Origin of the sequence: Dactylosporangium sp. NPDC006015 (assembly GCF_040614215.1) — a bacterium.
Taxonomy (GTDB): Bacteria; Actinomycetota; Actinomycetes; order Mycobacteriales; family Micromonosporaceae; genus Dactylosporangium; species Dactylosporangium maewongense.
The window spans coordinates 90,942-111,119 of record NZ_JBEXUD010000040.1 but is presented as its reverse complement, the minus strand read 5'-3'; the positions used below and the strand labels follow the sequence as shown (position 1 = coordinate 111,119).

The 20,178-nt window shown below is 72.4% G+C and carries 8 protein-coding genes; 7 read left to right on the top strand and 1 reads right to left on the bottom strand.

Going from position 1 to position 20,178, the window contains the following annotated elements; all coding sequences use genetic code 11:
- The 3 genes from ABZ321_RS44350 to ABZ321_RS44340 form a co-directional block, all read left to right on the top strand.
- On the top strand, positions 1 to 473 hold a 473-nt coding region (locus ABZ321_RS44350), incomplete at its 5' end, for a phosphopantetheine-binding protein (protein WP_354901902.1).
- Positions 473 to 13,987, top strand: a complete 13,515-nt coding sequence (locus ABZ321_RS44345) for an amino acid adenylation domain-containing protein (protein ID WP_354901900.1) — start codon at positions 473 to 475, stop codon at positions 13,985 to 13,987. The genes ABZ321_RS44350 and ABZ321_RS44345, both read left to right, overlap by 1 nt.
- The gene (locus tag ABZ321_RS44340) at positions 13,984 to 15,144 is read left to right on the top strand and encodes a cytochrome P450 (protein WP_354901898.1); all 1,161 of its coding nucleotides are present in this window, start codon (positions 13,984 to 13,986) and stop codon (positions 15,142 to 15,144) included. Before ABZ321_RS44345 ends, ABZ321_RS44340 begins: the two co-directional genes overlap by 4 nt.
- 73 nt (positions 15,145 to 15,217) lie before the next feature.
- Here ABZ321_RS44340 and sbnA read toward each other — a convergent pair whose 3' ends face one another.
- Positions 15,218 to 16,330 (bottom strand): 2,3-diaminopropionate biosynthesis protein SbnA, encoded by a 1,113-nt coding sequence (gene sbnA / locus ABZ321_RS44335; protein WP_344507281.1) that lies wholly within the window; start codon positions 16,328 to 16,330, stop codon positions 15,218 to 15,220.
- Positions 16,331 to 16,380: 50 nt separating this feature from the next.
- On the opposite strand from sbnA, the gene ABZ321_RS44330 reads away from it, so the two are divergent.
- The 4 genes from ABZ321_RS44330 (at position 16,381) to ABZ321_RS44315 (ending at position 20,121) form a co-directional block, all read left to right on the top strand.
- A complete protein-coding gene (locus ABZ321_RS44330) occupies positions 16,381 to 17,454 on the top strand; it encodes a hypothetical protein (protein ID WP_354901896.1) in 1,074 nt (357 codons plus the stop codon).
- Positions 17,451 to 18,377, top strand: a complete 927-nt coding sequence (locus tag ABZ321_RS44325; protein ID WP_344507284.1) for an ornithine carbamoyltransferase — start codon at positions 17,451 to 17,453, stop codon at positions 18,375 to 18,377. Before ABZ321_RS44330 ends, ABZ321_RS44325 begins: the two co-directional genes overlap by 4 nt.
- Before the next feature lie 164 nt (positions 18,378 to 18,541).
- Positions 18,542 to 18,811 (top strand): LysR family transcriptional regulator, encoded by a 270-nt coding sequence (locus ABZ321_RS44320; RefSeq protein WP_344507286.1) that lies wholly within the window; start codon positions 18,542 to 18,544, stop codon positions 18,809 to 18,811.
- A gap of 302 nt (positions 18,812 to 19,113) precedes the next feature.
- The gene (locus ABZ321_RS44315; protein ID WP_354901894.1) at positions 19,114 to 20,121 is read left to right on the top strand and encodes a ParB N-terminal domain-containing protein; all 1,008 of its coding nucleotides are present in this window, start codon (positions 19,114 to 19,116) and stop codon (positions 20,119 to 20,121) included.
- Positions 20,122 to 20,178: the final 57 nt, after the last annotated feature.

Genomic DNA, 20,178 nt, shown 5'->3' with positions numbered 1-20,178 from the left:
GCGACAAGCGCCTCGTGGCCTATGTGGTCGGTGCCGCCGACGGTGCGACGCTGAAGAACCACGCCGCCGAACGGCTGCCCGACTACATGGTTCCTACGGCCTTCGTGGCCCTCGACGCGCTGCCGCTGACACCCAACGGAAAGCTCGACCGCAAGGCCCTGCCCGCCCCGGACCTCACGATCCCCGGCACCGGCCGCCCCCCGGCCAACGAACGGGAAGAACTGCTCTGCCGGGCGTTCGCCGAAATCCTCGGCGTCGACCACGTCGGCGTCGACGACGACTTCTTCGACCTAGGCGGCAACTCACTGCTCGCCGTCCGGCTCACCAGCCGCATCCGGTCCCTGCTCCAGGTGGACATGTCGTTGCGGCTGCTGGTGAGCGAGCCGACCGTCGCGCGGCTCGCCGCCCGGATGGACACCAAGAAATCAGCCCGGCCGGCGCTGCGGCCGATGCGCACCACGGAGGAGTCCTGATGTACCCCCTGTCGTATGCGCAGCAGCGCCTCTGGTTCATCGACCAGATGGAGGGCCCGAGCACGACGTACAACATCCCGACGGTGATGCCCCTGCCCGGCCGGGTCGACCCCGCCGCGCTGAATGCCGCCCTGCGTGATGTGATCGGCCGGCACGAGGTGCTGCGCACGGTCTTCCCGGTCGTCGGCGGGGAACCGCTCCAGGACGTCCTCGAGCTCGCCGCCCTCGACTGGCAGCTGGTGGTGCACCCGGTCGCCGCTGACGAGCTGCCCGCCGCGGTCGACGAGGCGCTGCGGCACGTGTTCAACCTCGCGTCCGAGATCCCGATCCGGGCGTGGCTGTTCGAGGCCGGACCGGGCGAGCACACCCTGGTGCTGGTCGTGCACCACATCGCCAGCGACGGGTGGTCCGGCGAGCCGCTCATCAGGGACCTCACCACGGCGTACGAGGCCCGTCTCGCCGGTCACGCCCCACGCTGGGAACCGTTGCCCGTCCAGTACGCGGACTACGTGCTGTGGCAACGGGAACTGCTCGGCCGCGAGGACGACCCGGACAGCGTCTTCTCCCGGCAGGTCGCGTACTGGCGGGAGGCCCTCGCCGGCGCGCCCGACGAGCTCGTCCTGCCCTTCGACCGGCCGCGGCCCCTCGTCGCGGAGCACGAGGGGCACACATCGGTCGCGTTCGTCCCGGCCGACGTCCACGCGCGGCTGATCGAGGTCGCGCGTGAACACGACGTCACCGTGTTCATGGTGCTGCAGACGGCGGTGGCGGTGCTTCTGTCGAAGCTCGGCGCCGGAACCGACATCCCGATCGGTGTGGCGGTCGCCGGCCGTACCGACGACGCACTTAACGACCTCGTCGGGTTCTTCGTCAACACCCTCGTGATCCGGACCGACCTGTCCGGGAACCCGACGCTCGCACAGACACTTGCCCGGGTGCGCGACGTCGGGTGGCACGCTCTGGAGAACCAGGACGTGCCGTTCGAACGTCTGGTGGAGAAGCTCGCCCCGGCCCGTTCACTGTCGCGGCAGCCGCTGTTCCAGGTCCTGCTCACCGTCGAGAACGCCGCGCCGGGGGCCCCGCCGGCGGGCGCCGGGCCGGCGGACGACGGCCCTGGCGGTGTGTCCGTGGCGAAGTTCGACCTCGACCTGAGCTTCAGCGAGACGTTCCACCCCGACGGCACCGCGGCGGGCCTCCGCAGCAGCGTCACGGGCGCCGCCGCGCTGTTCGACGCCACCAGCGTCGACACGCTCGCCGCCCGCCTGGCGCGGCTGCTGGAGGCGCTCGTCGCCGACCCCACCCGCCGGCTGTCCGAGGTGAGCGTCCTCGACACCGCGGAGCGGGACCGGATCGTGGTTGACTGGAACGACACCGGGTTCGTGGCGCCGGACGTCACCGTGCCGGAGCTGTTCGCGGCGCAGGTCGAGCGGACACCGGACGCGGTGGCGGTGGTGTCCGGCGACGGCGCTGTGTCGTACGCGGAGCTGGACGGGCGGGCGGATCGGCTGGCGCGGCACCTGGCCGGGCTGGGGGTGCGGCCCGAGTCCGTGGTGGCGCTGTGCCTGCCGCGCGGTGTGCAGATGATGGTGGCGCTGCTGGCGGTCTGGAAGGCCGGTGGCGCCTACCTTCCAGTCGATCCGGGATATCCGGCGGAGCGGATCGGGTTCATGCTGGCCGACGCCGCGCCGGTCTGCGTTCTGACGCTGCCTGCCGCGGCCGCGGCGCTCGACGGCGTGACCGGCGCGGTTCCCGTGGTGGACCTGGACGATCCGGCGGTGTCCGCGGGCGGGGACGGCCCTCCCGCGGTGGCCGGCGGGCCGGGGTCCGCGGCGTACGTGATGTACACGTCGGGCTCCACGGGCGTGCCGAAGGGGGTGGTGGTCGAGCAGCGTTCGGTGGCGGCCCTGGTGCAGTGGGCGGGTTCACGGTTCGGCGGTGGCCCCTTCGAACGGGTGCTGGGCTCGACGTCGCTGAGTTTCGACGTGTCGGTGTTCGAGTTGCTGGCGCCGTTGTGCGCCGGCGGTTGCGTGCGGGTGGTCCAGGACCTGCTGGTCCTGGCCGACGGATTCGGCGACGTGTCGCTGGTGAGCGCGGTGCCGTCGGCGCTGGTGCGGGTGCTGCCCGGCTGGGACGGTTCGGCCGTGGGAACGGTGGTCCTGGCGGGCGAGGGCCTGTCGGCCGGCGTGTTCGACGCGGTACAGGCGGCGTTGCCGGGCGCGGTGGTCGCGAACATCTACGGCCCGACCGAGGCGACGGTGTACGCGACGGCATGGTTCGACGAGGACCAAGACGACAACGGGAAACGGGCACCCGGCTGGGTGCCGCCGATCGGGCGGCCGATCGGCGGAGCACGGGTGTACGTGCTGGACGACTGGCTGGCACCGGTGCCGGTGGGAGTCGGCGGGGAGCTGTACGTGGCGGGCCGTGGCGTGGCGCGCGGCTACGCCGGCCGGGCCGGGCTGACGGCGGGCCGGTTCGTGGCCGACCCGTACGGCGACGGCGGCCGGTTGTACCGGACCGGTGACGTGGTGCGCTGGAACGCCGACGGTGACCTGGTGTACATGGGCCGGGCGGACCAGCAGGTGAAGATCCGCGGCTTCCGGATCGAGCCGGGTGAGATCGAAGCGGTGCTGACCGCGCACCCGCAGGTCCGGCAGGCCGCCGTCATCGCCCGCGAGGACACGGACGGGGACAAGCGCCTGGTGGCGTACGTCGTCGGCGCCGCGGACGGCGTCGAGGTGCGCGGCTTCGCCGCCGAACGGTTGCCGGACCACATGGTCCCGTCGGCCGTGCTCGTCCTCGACGAGCTACCGCTGTCACCCAACGGCAAGCTGGACCGCAAGGCCCTGCCCCTGCCGGACTTCGCGGCCGCCGCGGGCGGCGGTCGGGGTCCGTCGGCCGGCCGGGAAGAGCTGCTGTGCCTGGCGTTCGCGGAGGTGCTGGGACTGCGGTCGGTCGGCGTCGACGACGACTTCTTCACTCTCGGCGGCCACTCGCTGCTCGCCGTCCGGCTCGTGGAGTGGCTGCGGGTCCGCGGTGTGTCGGTGTCCGTACGCGCGCTGTTCCTGTCACCCACCCCGGCCGGGATGGCCGCCGCGGCCGGTGGCGTGACCGTGGACGTGCCGGCGAACCGCATCCCCGGCGACGCGCCGGCGATCACGCCGGACATGCTGCCCCTGGTCGACCTGACCGAGATCGAGATCCGGACCGTGGTGGCCGCCGTCCCGGGCGGCGCCCCCGCCATCGCGGACATCTACCCGCTGGCACCGCTGCAGGAAGGCATCTTCTTCCACCATCTCCTCGCCGACGGCGGCCAGGACGCGTACGTGACGCCGTTCGTCCTCGCCTTCGACGACCGCGACCGCCTCGACGGGTTCGTCGCCGCGCTGCAGCACGTGATCGACCGGCACGACGTGTTCCGAACGTCGGTCGTGTGGGCGGGCCTGCGCGAACCGGTCCAGGTGGTGTGGCGCTCCGCCACGCTGCCCGTGACGGAGGTGCCCGGCGTCGCCGACGCCGCGGAGCCGGTCGAGGCGCTCATGTCGGCGGCCGGGCTGTCGATGGACCTCGCGCAGGCGCCGCTGCTCGACGTCCACGTGGCCGCCCTCGCCGACGGCCGCTGGCTCGGCCTGCTGCGCGCCCACCACCTCGTCCAGGACCACACCGCCCTCGAGGTGATCCTGGCCGAGATCGAGGCCGTGCTCGCCGGCCGGGCCGCCGGCCTGCCGGAGCCGCTGCCGTACCGCACCTTTGTGGCCCAGGCCCGCGCCGGCCTCGACAGCGGCGCACACGAGGAGTACTTCCGGGAGCTTCTCGCCGGTGTGAACGAGCCGACCGCCGCGTTCGGCGTCACCGACGTCCGTGGCGACGGGTCCGGCGCCGTCCAGGTCGGCGTGGAGTTGGACGCCGGCCTTGCCGCCCGGCTGCGCGGGGTGGCCCGTGACGTGGGCACCAGCCCGGCGACCGTGATGCACGTGGCGTGGTCGCGGGTCCTGGCCGTCGTGTCGGGCCGTGACGACGTCGTGTTCGGCACGGTCCTGTTCGGCCGGATGAACGCGGGCGCGGGCGCGGACCGGGTGCCCGGCCTGTTCATGAACACCCTGCCCGTCCGGGTGCGCACCGGCGACACCGGCGTGCTGGACGCGGTCCGGGCGATGCGCGGCCAGCTCGCCGTGCTGCTCGAGCACGAACACGCGCCGCTGACCGTCGCGCAACGGGCCAGCGCGGTGCCGGCGGACGCGCCCCTGTTCACGACGCTGTTCAACTACCGGCACAACGCGCCGAGCGGCCCCGCCGGCGAGGGGGAACCGTCCGACGGGTTCGCCGGTGTCCGGCCGGTGCTCTCGCGGGAGCGGACCAACTACCCGTTGCTGGTGTCGGTCGACGACGACGGTGACGGCTTCGTGCTCGTCGTCGCAGCGGTGGCCCCGATCGACCCGCGGTCCGTGGCCGAGATGCTGCGCACCGCCGTCGGTGAACTGGTCGACGCACTGGAGCACACGCCGGAGCAGACGCCGCTGTCGCAGATCGGCGTGCTCGACGCCGTCGAGCTGAACAAGCTCCTGGTCGACTGGAACGGCCCGGCGGCGGCCACACCGGCCCGGACGTTGCCGGAGCTGTTCGCGGCCCAGGTCGCGCGGACGCCGGACGCGCCGGCCGTGGAGCACGGCGGCACCACGGTGTCGTATCGAGACCTGGACGCACGGGCCAACCGCCTGGCCCATCACCTGGCGGAGAACGGCGCCGGGCCCGAATCGGTCGTCGCGGTGTGCCTGACGCGCGGCGCCGACATGCTCGTCGCCGCGCTCGGCGTGATGAAGGCCGGCGCCGCGTACCTGCCGATGGACCCCGCACTGCCCGCGGATCGGATCTCGTTCGTCCTGGCCGACTCCGGCGCCCTGTGCGTCCTCACCGACGCCGCGTCCCACGGCCGGCTGTCCTCCTCCGGGCGCCCGATCGTGGATCTCAGCGACACCCGGGTCGTCGAGGAACTGTCCCGGCACTCCGCCGAAGATCCGGCAGTGCCGCTGCGGCCCGGGCATCCGGCATACGTCATCTACACATCGGGGTCGACGGGTGTGCCGAAGGGCGTCGCGGTCGAACAGGGCTCGGCCGCGGCGCTGGTCATGTGGGCGGGGGAACGGTTCGGCGGCACCGGGTTCCGGCGGGTGCTGGGCTCCACCTCGTTGAGCTTCGACGTGTCGGTGTTCGAGCTGTGGGGTCCGTTGTGCGCGGGCGGTCGTGTCCGCCTCGTCGACGATCTGCTGGCCCTTGCGGACGGGCCGGACGCACCACGCGACGTCTCGCTGGTGAGCGCGGTCCCGTCGGCTTTGGCACGGGTGCTGGGTGACTGGGACGGCGCGGGCGTGGAGACCGTGGTGCTGGCCGGCGAGGGCCTGTCGGCGGGCGTGTTCGGTGACGTGCGGGCCGCGTTGCCGGGCGCGCGCGTGGCCAACATCTACGGCCCGACCGAGGCGACGGTGTACGCGACGGCGTGGTTCGACGACGGTGGGGACCGGGAAGCCGGCTGGGTGCCGCCGATCGGGAAGCCGATCGCCGGAGCACGGGTGTACGTCCTCGACAACGGCCTGATGCCCGTCCCGGTGGGCGTGGCGGGGGAGCTGTATCTGGCCGGTCCCGGCCTGGCGCGCGGCTACGTGCGCCGCCCCGGCCTGACGGGAGAGCGGTTCGTCGCGGACCCGTACGGCGAGGGTGCCCGGCTGTACCGCACCGGCGACGTGGTGCGCTGGAACGCCGACGGCGACCTGGTGTACCTGGGCCGTGCCGACGAGCAGGTGAAGATCCGCGGATTCCGGATCGAACCGGGCGAGATCGAGGCCGTCCTGACCGGGCACCCGCAGGTGCGGCAGGCGGCCGTCCTCGCCCGTGAGGACGCGGACGGTGACAAGCGTCTGGTGGCGTACGTGGTCGGGGAAGCTGACACCGCCCCGCTCCGCCAGTACGTCGGCGAGCGCCTGCCGGAGTACATGGTGCCGGCCGCCGTGGTGGTGCTGAACGAACTGCCGCTGTCGCCGAACGGCAAGCTGGACCGCCGGGCCCTGCCCGCGCCGGACTTCGCGGCGGCGGCCGGATCCGGGCGCGGCCCGGCCACCGTCCGCGAAGAACTGCTGTGTCTCGCGTTCGCCGACGTTCTGGGCCTGGACACGGTCGGCGTCGACGACGACTTCTTCACGATCGGCGGCCACTCCCTGCTCGCCGTCCGGCTGGTCAGCCGGGTCCGCACCACACTGGGTGTCGAGGTGTCACTGCGCAGCCTGTTCGATGCGCCCACCCCGGCGGGGCTGGCCGCCCGGCTGGCCGGCGCCGGCACGGCCCGCGCCGCACTGGTCCCGGCGGCCCGCCCGCCGCGTCTGCCGCTGTCGTTCACGCAGCAGCGCCTGTGGTTCATCGGACAGCTCGAAGGCGCCGGCGCGACCTACAACCGGCCGATGGTCGTGCGGCTCGACGGCGACGTCGACCACGCCGCGCTCGGGGCCGCGTGGCGCGACGTGATCGGCCGGCACGAGGTCCTGCGGACGGTCTTCCCGACCGATGACGACGGCCGCCCGTACCAACGCATCATCGGCCTCGAGGACCTGGACTGGCAGTTGCAGACGGCCGACGTCGCCCCGGCGGACCTGGAGTCGCGGGTCGCGGCCGCCGCCGGGTACACCTTCGATCTGGCCGCCGAGGCGCCGATCCGGGCCTGGCTGTTCAGCAACACCGGCCACCGGACCGATGCCGTCATGGTCGTCGTCGTGCACCACATCGCCAGCGACGGCTGGTCGACCAAACCGCTCACCGAAGATCTGTCGCGGGCGTACGCGGCCCGGCGGGAGGGGCGCGCCCCGGTGTGGGCGCCGCTGCCGGTCCAGTACGCCGACTACACGCTGTGGCAGCGCGACCTGCTGGGCGACGACGGCGACCCGGGCAGCCCGATCTCCCGGCAGGTCGCCTACTGGCGGCAGGCCCTCGCCGGAGCCCCGGAGGAGCTGACCCTGCCGGTCGACCGCCCTCGGCCCGCGGTCTCCCGTCATCTCGGGTACACCGTGCCGGTGCGGATCCCGGCCGACGTGCACGCCCGGGCCCGCACGGTCGCCCGCGAGCAGGGCGTGACGGTGTTCATGCTGCTGCAGGCCGCCCTGGCGGTGCTGGTCGCGAAGCTGGGCGCGGGCACGGACATCCCGATCGGCTCTGCGGTCGCGGGCCGCACCGACGAAGCCCTTGACGATCTCGTCGGGTCGTTCGTCAACACGTTGGTCATCCGCACCGACGTGTCCGGTGACCCGACCTTCGCGGCGCTGCTGGCCCGTGTGCGCGAGCGGACCCTGGCCGCGTTCGAGCACCAGGACGTGCCGTTCGAGCGGCTGGTCGAGGAGCTGGCCCCGGCCCGCTCGCTGGCCCGGCACCCGCTGTTCCAGGTGCTGCTCACGATGCAGAACAACGCCGGCGCTGACCTGGACCTGCCCGGTGTACGCGCCGGCGAGGTCCCGTACACGACGGCGGCACCGGGCGAGGTGAACGCGGCGGTCGCCGAGGCGATGACGACCGCCGTCAAGTTCGACATCGACGTGATCGTCGGGGAGGCCTTCGCCCCGGACGGCGCCCCGGACGGCATCTTCGGCGGTCTCAGCGGCTCGGTGGATCTCTTCGACGCACCGACCGTCGCCGTCATCGCCGAGCGCTGGATACGCGTCCTGGCCGCCGCCACGGCCGCCCCCGATCGGCCGGTCTCCGCGATCGACGTGCTGACCGCCGACGAGCGGCACCGGCTGCTGGCGGACTGGAACGACACGTCCACCGACCTGCCCGACCGGACGGTACCCGAGATGATCACCGCCCAGGCGGACCGGACGCCCGACACGGTCGCGCTCGTCTGCGACGGGTCCGAGGTCTCGTACCGGGACCTGGAGGCGCGGGCCAACCGCCTGGCGAGGTTCCTGACCGGGCTCGGCGTGCGCACCGAGTCGGTGGTGGGCCTGTGCCTGCCGCGCGGCCTCGACACGATCGTGGCGATGCTGGCGGTGTGGAAGGCCGGCGGCGCGTACCTGCCGCTCGACCCGGCCCACCCGGCAGACCGGATCTCGTTCATGCTCGCCGACGCGCGGGCGGCCGTGCTGGTCGCGACCGAGGACCTGCTGGACGAGCTGCCGGTCGGCCGGCTGCGCACCCTCGCGCTGGACGACCCGCGGCTGGCACGCACGTCCGCCGACCCCGTGGACGCCCGCGCGCTGCCGGGGCAGCTGGCGTACGTCATCTACACGTCCGGGTCGACCGGGGCGCCGAAGGGGGCCGGCGTGACGCACGGGGGCCTGGCCAACTACGTCGCCTCGGTGCCGTCGCGGGTCGGGCTGGCCGGGCCGGGCCGCTACGGGGTGCTGCAGGGGCAGGTCACCGACCTCGGCAACACCGTGGTGTTCGGGGCGCTGACGACCGGCGGAACCCTTGTCGTGGCGCCGGAACCGGTGGTCACCGACCCGGCCGGGATGGCCGGCTTCGTGGCCACGCATCGCATCGACGCGATGAAGATCGTGCCCTCGCACCTGGCCGCCCTCGGCGCGGGGCCGGCCGGGCTGCCCGGCGTGCTGCCCGGGCGGGCGGTCGTCCTCGGGGGCGAGGCGGCCCCGGCGGACCTGGTGCGCGAGCTGCTGGCCGGCGACGAGCGCGCGGTCTTCAACCACTACGGGCCCACCGAGACCACGATCGGGGTGCTGACGGCCCGGCTGGACGGGGCGGTGCCGGCGCCGATCGGCCGGCCGGTCGCGAACACCCGCGCGTACGTGCTCGACGACCAGCTCACGCCCGTCCCGGCCGGTGTGGCCGGCGAACTGTACGTCGCTGGGGCACAACTGGCCCGCGGGTACGTGGGCCGCCCCGCCCTGACGGCCGAACGTTTCGTGGCCGACCCGTTCGACAGCACCGGTGGCGGCCGGCTCTACCGCACCGGGGACGTCGTGCGCCGCACCCGCGACGGCGACCTGGTGTACCTGGGCCGCGCCGACGAGCAGGTGAAGCTCCGCGGGTTCCGCGTCGAGCCGGGCGAGGTCGAGGCCGTGCTGACCACGCACCCGCAGGTCGCACTCGCCGCTGTCGTCGCCCGCGAGGACGCCGCCGGGGAACGCCGCCTGGTGGCCTACGTCGTCCCCGTCGACACGGACGACCCGGTGCCGCCGGCCACGGTGAAGCAGTTCCTCGCCGGTCGTCTTCCCGATCATCTGGTGCCGGCGGCCGTTGTGACCCTGGCGGAGCTGCCGCTGACCGGCAACGGGAAGCTGGACCGCCGCGCCCTGCCCGCGCCGGAGGTCACCACCACCGCCCGATCGGGGCGCGGCCCGGCCGACGCCCGCGAAGAGCTGCTGTGCCAGGCGTTCGCGCAGATCCTCGGGCTCGACACGGTCGGCGTCGACGACGACTTCTTCGACCTGGGCGGCCATTCTCTCCTGGCGGTCAGGCTGGTCAGCCGCATCCGCACGCTGCTGGGCACCGAGGTCGACATCCGCACCCTGTTCGAGGTGCCGACACCGGCCGGTCTGGCCGGGCGGCTCTCGACCGCCCGGGCGGCGCGGGCCGCGCTGACCCCGCAGACACGCCCCGCGCGGATCCCGCTGTCGTACGGCCAGCGCCGCCTGTGGATCATCGACCAGCTGGAAGGGGCGAGCCCGACGTACAACATCCCGGTCGTCGTCCGGCTGCCCGGCCGGGTCGACCGGGACGCCCTCGCCGCCGCGCTGCGTGACGTACTCGGCCGGCACGAGGTGCTGCGGACCGTCTTCCCGACCGCCGACGGCGAGCCGTTCCAGCGCATCGTCGGCCTCGACGACCTGGACTGGCACCTGCGGGTCGCCGAGGTCGCCGGCGCCGACCTGCCCGCGGCGATCGCCGAGGCCGAGCGGCACGTCTTCCACCTGGCGACCGAGGTGCCCATCCGGGCCTGGCTCTTCACCGCCGGGCCCGAGGACAACGTGCTCGTCGTCGTGGCACACCACATCGCCAGCGACGGCTGGTCCTGGGGGCCGCTCGGCGACGACCTCACCACGGCCTACGAGGCCCGCCGCGAGGGTCGCGAACCGTCCTGGACGCCGCTGCCCGTGCAGTACGCGGACTATGCGCTGTGGCAGCGGCAGCTGCTCGGCGACGACCAGAACCCGGACAGCCTCATCTCCCGGCAGGTGGCCCACTGGCGGCGGGCCCTGGCGGGGCTGCCGGAGGAGCTGAGCCTGCCGTTCGACCGGCCGCGGCCCGCGTTGATCGGCCACAGCGGCACCCGCACCATGCTCGCCGTGCCCGCGCCAGTGCACGCCCGGCTGCTCGCGATGGCCCGGGACCAGGGCGTCACCATGTTCATGGTGCTGCAGGCGGCCCTGGCCGCGCTGCTGTCCAAACTCGGCGCCGGCACGGACGTCCCGATCGGCTCGGCCGTCGCCGGGCGCACCGACGAGGCCCTCGACGGCCTGGTCGGGTACTTCGTCAACACCTTCGTGATGCGCACCGACCTCTCGGGCGACCCGACGTTCGCGGAGCTGCTGGCCCGCGTGCGCGAGACGGCACTGTCGGCGTTCGAGCACCAGGACGTGCCGTTCGAACGGCTCGTGGAGGAACTCTCACCGGCCCGTTCCCTGGCGCGGCACCCGCTGTTCCAGGTGATGCTGTTGCTGCAGGACGCCGCCGTCGCCGAGGCGGACCCCGCCGGCGGCGACACCGCGCCGGACCAGGCCGCGACCGCGAAGTTCGACCTCGACTTCAGCATCGGCGAGGTGTACGCCCCGGACGGCACGCCCGCGGGCCTGTATGGCGGTCTGGTCGCCGCGACCGACCTGTTCGACCCCGCGTCGGCCCGCCGGATCGCCGAGCGCTGGGTGCGCGTGCTGGACGCGGTCAGCTCCGACCCCGGGATCCGGCTCAGCGAGGTCGAGGTCCTGGCCGGCGACGAACGGGCGACCATCCTCACGACGTGGAACGACACGGCCGCCGCGATCCCCGCCGCGACTGTCGTCGGCCTGTTCGAGGACCAGGCCGTCCGTACACCGGAAGCAGTGGCGATCTTCGCGGGCGACGCGGAGGTCACGTACGCGGAACTCGACGGGCGCGCCAACCGCCTCGCCCGGCTGCTGATCGAGCGGGGCGTCGGGCCGGACACCATCGTCGCCGTGGTGCTGGAGCGGGAGGTCGAGCTCGTCGTGGCGCTCCTGGCCGTGCTCAAGGCCGGGGCCGCGTACCTGCCGATCGACCCCGCCTATCCCGCCGGCCGCACCGCGTTCGTGCTCGCCGACTCCGGCGCGGTGTGCCTCATCAGCGACCGGAGCCTGCTCGACCGGCTCGAGGAGTTCGAGGTGCGCGTCGGCGGCTACGACATCGTGCCGGTCGTGCTGCTCGACGACCCCGCCGTCGCCGATGACCTGGCCGCACGGCCCGGCGGACCGGTCGAGCACGCCGCGCTGCTGCCGGAGCACCCGATCTGGGTCATCTACACCTCCGGATCCACCGGCCGGCCCAAGGGGGTGCTCGTCGGGCACCGCGCCGTCGTGAACTTCCTGATGTCGATGCGCGAACGGTTCGCGTTCCGCCCCGGCGACCGGCTGCTGGCCGTCAGCACGGTCGGCTGCGACATGGCGGGCCTGGAGTTCTACCTCCCGCTCATCTGCGGCGTACCGATGATTCTCGCGTCGCAGGAACAGGTGCTCGACCCGTGGGCGCTGCGGGACCTGATCCGGACCCGGGCCGCGACGGTCGTGCACGCCACGCCCAGCCTCTGGCGCGGTCTCGTCGCCGACGACGACGATCACATCGACTGGACGCGGATCCGGGTGTACGTCGGCGCCGAGGCGCTGCCCGAAGACCTGGCCCGGACCCTTCTGGCGCGCACACCGGCACTGACCAACATGTACGGCCCGACCGAGACCACCGTCTGGTCCACGGCGAAACTGATCGACGGCGACGCCGCCGACCTGACGTCCATCGGCGGCCCGATCGCCAACACCCGGCTGTACGTGCTCGACGACGCGCTCGTGCCGGTCGCGCCGGGCGTACACGGCGAGCTCTACATCGCCGGTGACGGCCTGGCCCGCGGCTACCTGGGCAGGCCCGGTCTGTCGGCCGAACGGTTCGTCGCCTGCCCGTTCGGCGGCGGCCGGATGTACCGCACCGGCGACGTGGTGCGCTGGAACGGCGACGGAGACCTCGCGTTCCTCGGCCGCGTCGACGACCAGGTGAAGATCCGCGGCTTCCGGGTCGAGCTCGGCGAGGTCGAGGCCGTCGTCGCCGCTCACCCCCGGGTCGCCCAGGCCACCGTGATCGCCCGCGAGGACGAACCGGGGGACCGGCGCCTGGTCGCCTACGTCGTGGCGGACCGGGACGTCGAGGAAGACCTGCCCGCCCAGGTGCGGACGTTCGTGGCGGTGCGCCTCCCGGCGTACATGGTCCCGTCGGCGGTCGTCGTGCTCGACGCGATGCCCCTGATGCCGAACGGCAAGCTCGACCGCAAGGGCCTGCCCGCCCCCGACCCGACGGCCGTGCCGACGATCGACATCAGCACGGTCACCGCCCTGGAACGCCACATCCGCGAGGTGCTCGCCGAGGTCCTCGGGCTGGAGTCGGTCGGCGTCGACGACGACTTCTTCGAGCTGGGCGGTCACTCGCTGCTGGCCGTGCGGGCGGTCGCCCGGTTGAAGGAGCGGGGCATGTCGTTCGCGGTCCGCGACATCTTCGCCGCGCCGACCGTGAGCGGCCTGATGGACCGCACGAACCTGTCGTCGTTGCGCGACGTGCTCGACGTGCTGCTGCCGATCAGGGAGAAGGGCGACCGGGCGCCCCTGTTCTGCTTCCACCCCGCCGGCGGCCTGAGCTGGTGCTACATGCCGATGGCCGGATTCGTGCCGAGCGACATCCCGGTGTACGCCCTGCAGGCGCGGGGGCTGGACGGGCAGACCGCGTTCGCGACCACGATGGAGGAGATGGCGCAGGACTACCTCGACCAGATGCGCACCGTCCAGCCCACCGGGCCGTACCGTCTGCTCGGCTGGTCCTCCGGCGGGCGCGTCGCGCACGAGATCGCGGTCAAGCTCCAGGAGGCCGGCGACGAGGTGTCGGCGCTGATCCTCCTCGACGTCTATCCGCCACCCCCCGTTCCCGATCCAGCGTCGCAGACGGCCGATCCGGCCGAGCTGGAGGAGCTGCCGCCGGACCCCGAGGCGGAGCTGCAGGACCTGAGGGACTGGGTCCGCCGGCTGACCGGCCCGCTGGGCGGGCTGTCGGACGACGACTGCATGCGCCTCGCCCGGCTGTTCCAGAACAGCCGGCGGATCTCCGTCGAACACACGTACCGGCGGTTCGACGGCGACGCCCTGGTGCTCGTCGCGGCGGCGGACCGGCCGGACGACGCCCCGACCGCCCAGGCATGGGAGCCCTACGTGGGTGGCACGATCCGGGAGGCCCGGATCCCCTGCCTGCACAGCCAGATGGTGGACCCGCAATGGCTCGGCGACGTCTGGGCGGCGATCGCGGACGTGATGCAGTGAGCGGCTCCTCGGACCGGCTCGGCCCGCTCCCCGCGTTTCTCGGCACCGACGCGCGGCAACCGGTCGCCTGGGTCCGGATGCCCACCGGTGACGAGATGTGGGTGGTGAGCGACTACACGCTCGCCCGCATCGTGCTCACCGATCCGCGGTTCAGCCGGGCCGCGGCGGCCCGGCCGGAGGCGCCGAAGTTCAACACCGCCAACCCGTCGCGCAACTCCATCATGAGCATGGACGGCAGCGAACACACCCAGCTGCGCCGGCTGGTGAACGGCGCGTTCACCCCGTCCCGCACCGCCGCGATGACCCGGTACGTGGAGGAGCTCACCGACCGGCTCCTGACAGAGGTCGCCGAGACCGGGCCGCCGGCCGACCTCATCGCGTCGTTCGCCACCCCGTTGCCGATCGCCGTGCTCACCCGCCTGCTCGGCGTGCCCCTGGAGGACGGCGAGCAGTTCCGGACCCGGGTCGAGATGCTCTTCGACATCACCTTCAGCACCCCGCGGGAGAAGGCGCAGCACGGCATGGCGCTGGTGGCGTACATGACCGGGCTGATCGAACGCAAACGCCGGCACCCCGGGGACGACCTGATCAGCGCGCTCATCGCCGCGCAGGACGGTGGCGCGCTGTCCTCGGAGGCGCTGCTCCACCTCGGCCTGGCCCTGCTGATGGCCGGGTACGAGACGACGGTCGGCCAGCTCGGGCTGGCGGCGCTGTGGTACCTGACCGAGCCGTCGCTGCGGGCGAGACTCGACGGCGGTGAGGTGTCCGGGGCGATCGTCGAGGAGCTCATCCGGCTGACCCCCGCGGCGTCGGTGAGCTTCCCCCGGGTCGCCCTGGAAGACGTGCGTCTGGGCGACGTCACCGTCCGGGCCGGGCAGGCCGCGCTCGTCGACGTGGTGCACGCCAACCGCGACGGGCAGGTGTTCCCGGATCCCGGGCGGCTCGAGGCCGACGGGCGCGCGACCGCTCACCTCACGTTCGGGATCGGCCCGCACTACTGCGTCGGTGCCCCGCTCGCGCGCATGCAGGTGCGGACGGCGCTGAGCAGGATGATCGCCCGGTTTCCCGGCCTGGCGCTCGCCCCGGGGCCGGACGCGGTGCGGTGGAAGGACGGGCTGACCACCCGGGGCCTGACCCACCTCCACGTCACCTGGTGACGGGCCCGGCCCGGCCGGACCCGATGATGGTGTTCAACCGTCGGCATTCTTCAGTTGAACGTCGTGCGCCCGCTCATCGTGGCGGGCCGGAATCCCGGTGTGCGGCCCGATCGGCGTACACCAGATCCAGATAGCGGTCGCCGCGGTCGGGCAACAGCGTCACGATCGAGCTGAGCGGCGCGACGGCCGGCACCAGCTTCTGAATGGCGGCGATCACCGAGCCCGACGAACCGCCGGCGAAGATGGCCTCGCGGGCCACCAGATCCCGGCAGCCGGCGATGGCCTCGTCGTCGGTCACGTGGATGACCTGGTCGATGAGGCGCATGTCGAGCAGTTCCGGCACCCGTGACGCGCCGATGCCCGGAAGGCGCCGGGGGCCGGCCGGGGTGCCGAACACGACGGATCCGACGGCGTCGACCGCGACCACGCGCAGCCGGGGATGCGCCTGCTTGAGCCGTTCGGCGATGCCGACGAGCGTGCCGGTGGTGCTGACCGCGAGGACCAGATAGTCGACGGGGCCGGGCAGATCGGCCAGGATCTCCGCCGCGGTGAGGTGGTGCGCCCGCGGGATCAGCGCGTTGGCGTACTGGTTGATCCAGACCGACGACGGGTCGGCCGTCAGCAACTGGCGGACCCGGTCGATCCGGGCTTCGAGGTAGCCACCCTGCGGCGCAGGGACGTCGACCATGTCGATGGTCGCGCCGAAGCTCTTGAGGATGGTGAGGTTGCTGGCCGTGATGTTCGGATCGACCACCAGCGTCAGGCGCAGATGGTAGATGCTGGCCATCATGGCGAGCGCGACACCGAAGTTCCCGGACGTGCTCTCGACGACATGGGTGTCGGGCTTCAGGACTCCGTCCTCGACACCGCGCTCGATGACGTACCGGGCGGCCCGGTCCTTGACGCTGCCGGCCGGGTTGAGGAACTCGAGCTTCGCGTAGACACGGGGCGCGTCCGCGCCGAACAGTCGCTGCAACTGGACCATAGGCGTGGATCCGACGCAGCTCACCACATTTGAGTGCAGCAAGACATCCTCTTTGATGCGTGGGAACGGTTGCCGGGCACGGTCACACGTCAGTACCGGCACGGTGTCAGCGCCCCAGAACCTTGTCAACCGAACGACTTCGGCGCTGTGGAGTGCCCCGCGCGCACGACGATCGGAACTCGACAAACAGCGGCCCGGCACGAAGACTGGCCGTCGGAGGAAGGTGTCGTCGCCGACGAAGGTGGAGCCTTTTGCGACCGGACGAGATTCTGATCATCGATCGCGACACCGTTGAGCGGTGCCTGGCGAAACAGGACCCGGTGGCGCTGGTCGAGTCGATGCTCCACCATCACGCCGCAGGCGGCACCGTGTTGCCGGCCGAGGGGTACCTCGCGTGGCGCAACGGTGTCGGCGCCTACACGCGCGCCATCGCGATGCTCGGCGGGTCCGACACGTCGTCCGGGCGTACGTACGGGATGAAGCTCATCAACGCGTCGGTGAGCAACCCGGGCCTCGGCATCGAACGGGCCGGCGGGTTCACGGTGCTGTTCGATCCCGAGACGGCCCGGCCGACCGCACTCGTGGAGGCGGGCTTCATCAGTGCCGAACGCACGGCCGCGTACACCATGTCGACGTTGCGGGTGCTGGGCCCGGCGGGGTTCGACGAGGTGTCCATTGTGGGCTGTGGGACCCTCGCGCGGGCGCACGTGCGGCTCCTGCACCGCTATTTCGGGGCCGTGCGGCGCATCCACGTGCACGACATCGACCCCGAGCGGGCGCGGCGGTTCGCGTCGGACGTGACCGGGCGGTTCCCGGAGTACACAGTGGACATCCACCCGGACGTGCATTCGTGCGTGTCGGCCAGCCAGGTCCTCGTGACGCTGACCGTCTCCGACACGCCCTACATCGAGGCCGGCAGTCTTCGGCCCGGGACGTTCGTTGCCCACGTGTCGCTCGACGACCTGCGCCCCGAGGTGTTCGAACGCGCGCAGGCCGTGTACGTCGACGACCTCGGCCTCGTGTGCGACAACCCGCGGCGGATCCTGGGCGCGCTCATCCGCGACGGCCGGGTCGCGGTGCCCGGCACCTCGGACGCACCCGGGTCCGGCCCCGGCCGGGCGATCACCGGCGCGTACGGCGACGTCCTGCGCGGCGCGCTGCCAGCGGTCCGTCCGGACGACGGATTCGTCGTCAGCAACCCGTTCGGGATGGCTGTCGCGGACGTGGTCATGGGCCGGGCGGTCGCCGATCTGGCCCGCGCCGAGGGTTTGGGAGTCATGGTGGACCTGCTGGGCGCGGCCACCCGAGCGGGGGGAGCCGCGTGATGAGCGGTCGCAGTCTGATCTCGATCGCCGACCTGACGACGGCCGAGCTGGAGCACCTGGTGGCCCGCTCGGGTGAGTACTTCACCGCGCAGCCGGTGGACCACCGGCCGTTGCGGGACAAGGTCGTCGGCGTCCTCTTCACGGTCACGTCCACGCGTACCCGGACGGCGTTCAGCAGCGGCGTGGCGCGACTGGGCGGGACGGTTGTCGCATACGGGCCGCGGGATCTGCAACTGGTCACCGGCGAGACGCTCGATGACACCGCACGGGTGTTCGGTGGAATGCTCGACGCGCTCGTGGTGCGCGACCCGGTGCCCATGGCCGATCTGCGCCGGTTCGCAGATGTCTCCGGCATCCCGGTCATCAACGCGATGGTGCGGGAGGAGCACCCGACGCAGGGTGTGAGCGATGTGGCCATGCTGCGGACGCACTTCGGCCGCCTCGACGGCCTGCACGTCGGGTACTTCGGGGAGGGCAACAACAGCGCGACCGCCCTGGCCCTCGGTCTGGCGAAGGTGCCCGGCCCGTCCTTGAGCCTGGCGACACCGTCCGGGTACGGCCTGGATCCCGCGTACCTGGCCGAGGCGCGGCAACTCGTAGCGGGGTCCGGCCGTCAGGTGCGCGAGGTCCACGACGTGAACGACCTCGGCGACGACCTGGACGTGGTCTACACGACGCAGTGGTGCACGACCGGCACGACGAAGCCCGATCCGGACTGGCGGCGGCACTTCGAGCCGTTCGCCGTCACCGAGGATCTGATGTCCCGGTGGCCCGGCGCGGTGTTCATGCACGACCTGCCGGCCCACCGCGGCGAGGAGGTCGCGGCCACGGTCCTCGACGGCCCCCGCTCGATCGCCTGGGCGCAGGCGCGGATGAAACTGGCCAGCGCGATGGCCGTTCTGGAGTGGTGCCTGGGCGGCTGAGACAGGGAACATCTAAGCCATTCGCGAAGAAGGTACGATTTGTCCAAAGTGCGGGCTTAGTACCTCGGAATCCGGGATGGCTATTGACAATGGCATAGAGCGTTCGCAATGGTTGCCGAGTCGATGACCTTTACGGGGTAGGTCATCCACACGGAAAGGCTGCCATGGACGACCGTGAGCTGAGGGCTTTCACTTCAATCGCCGAGTTCGGCCGTATGGACCTGGCGGCCAAGGAGCTGGGATATTCACAGCCGGCACTCAGTTATCAGATCAGGCGGTTGGAGTCGGCGCTAGGTGCGGCGCTGCTCACGCGAGGCCCGACCGGAGTCGAGTTGACCATCGCGGGGCAGCTGATCCTGCCGACCGCCCGGGCCACGCTCGTGCTCATCGAAGGCATGAAGCAGACTGCGGGCGTGGCCGACCGGCGCCGATGACGACGAGTTCACGCGCAGCGCCTTCCGGCCGTTCAACCGCGTCGTTGCGCAGTTGAACGGCTGGGCCGGCATTCGAATGGCGCCTGTTTCGCCGTCGGTCCATCGACAACGCTCTGTCACGTACATGTAGTAGGCATCTATAGCAGGCCGTTTTCGCGCAGGGCAAGGCGGTATTAGAACTTTTATGCAGCTGTGTCACCTTCGTCATTGCGGTGGCTACTCTTCCGGCAGACCTGGCCAGTCGGCGCACGGGGAGGGCCATCTTGGATCAGTCGACCGCTCCGACGTTGAGACTCGAACGGATGATGAAGGGTGCCGAACCGGTTGGTGGGAAACACCTGGACCTGTTGATCGGGGGAGCGTCGCCGACCCGGTTCGTGCCGATCACGTCGCTGCGGCCGGCGGACTCGCCCCGCCTCGACGGCGAGGACGTCGAGCACATCCAGATGCTGGCCGACGTGGAGACGAGGCTGCCGCCGATCCTCGTGCACCGCGCGACCATGCGGGTGATCGACGGGATGCACCGGTTGCGGGCCGCCCAGTTGCGCGGCGACGAGTGCATCGAGGTGCAGTTCTTCGACGGTTCGGCGCAGGAGGCGTTCGTCCTCGGCGTGAAGGCCAACATCTCGCACGGCCGGCCGCTGCCGCTGTCGGACCGCATCCGCGCCGCCGAGCGCATCATGGCGTCGCATCCCGCCTGGTCCGACCGCGTGATCGCGGCCGCCGCCGGGCTGAGCGCGCGGTCCGTGGCGAACCTGCGACGCCGGCTGGCCGGCGACCTCGACGAGGTGGGGGAGGTCCAGGCGCGGACCGGCCGGGACGGCCGGGTCCGCCCCGTCGACAGCGCCGAGGGGCGGCTGCGGGCGGCGGACTTCATCGAGAAACACCCCGACGCGTCGTTGCGGGTGATCGCGCGCAGCGTCGGACTGTCGGCGGCGACCGTGCGCGACGTCCGGCAGCGTGTGGAGCGCGGTGAGAGCCCGGTGCCGTCGAGCCGGATCAAGCGGCAGGGCGCGGCGAACGGCGGCGCCGGACGCGGGGGAGGCCCCGCGACGGAGCCGGACCTGATCGGCATCGAGGCGTTGGTGCACGGGCTCAAGGCAGACCCGTCGTTGCGGTTGACGGACTCGGGACGGCGGCTGCTGCGGTGGGTACTGACGAAGGTCCTCTCGCCCCAGGAATGGCAGGAGGTCAGCGACGGGTTGCCGCCCCACGCGGCGTACGTGCTCAGCGACGTGGCCCGCCGGTGCGCGACGGAGTGGCAACGCGTCGCCGACGACCTGGAGCAGCGCACCCGCAAGATGGCCTGACATCGAGCGGCGGCCCGGACCCCGGGTGCCGTGGCGTCGTCGCCGGTGAGTTGTCCG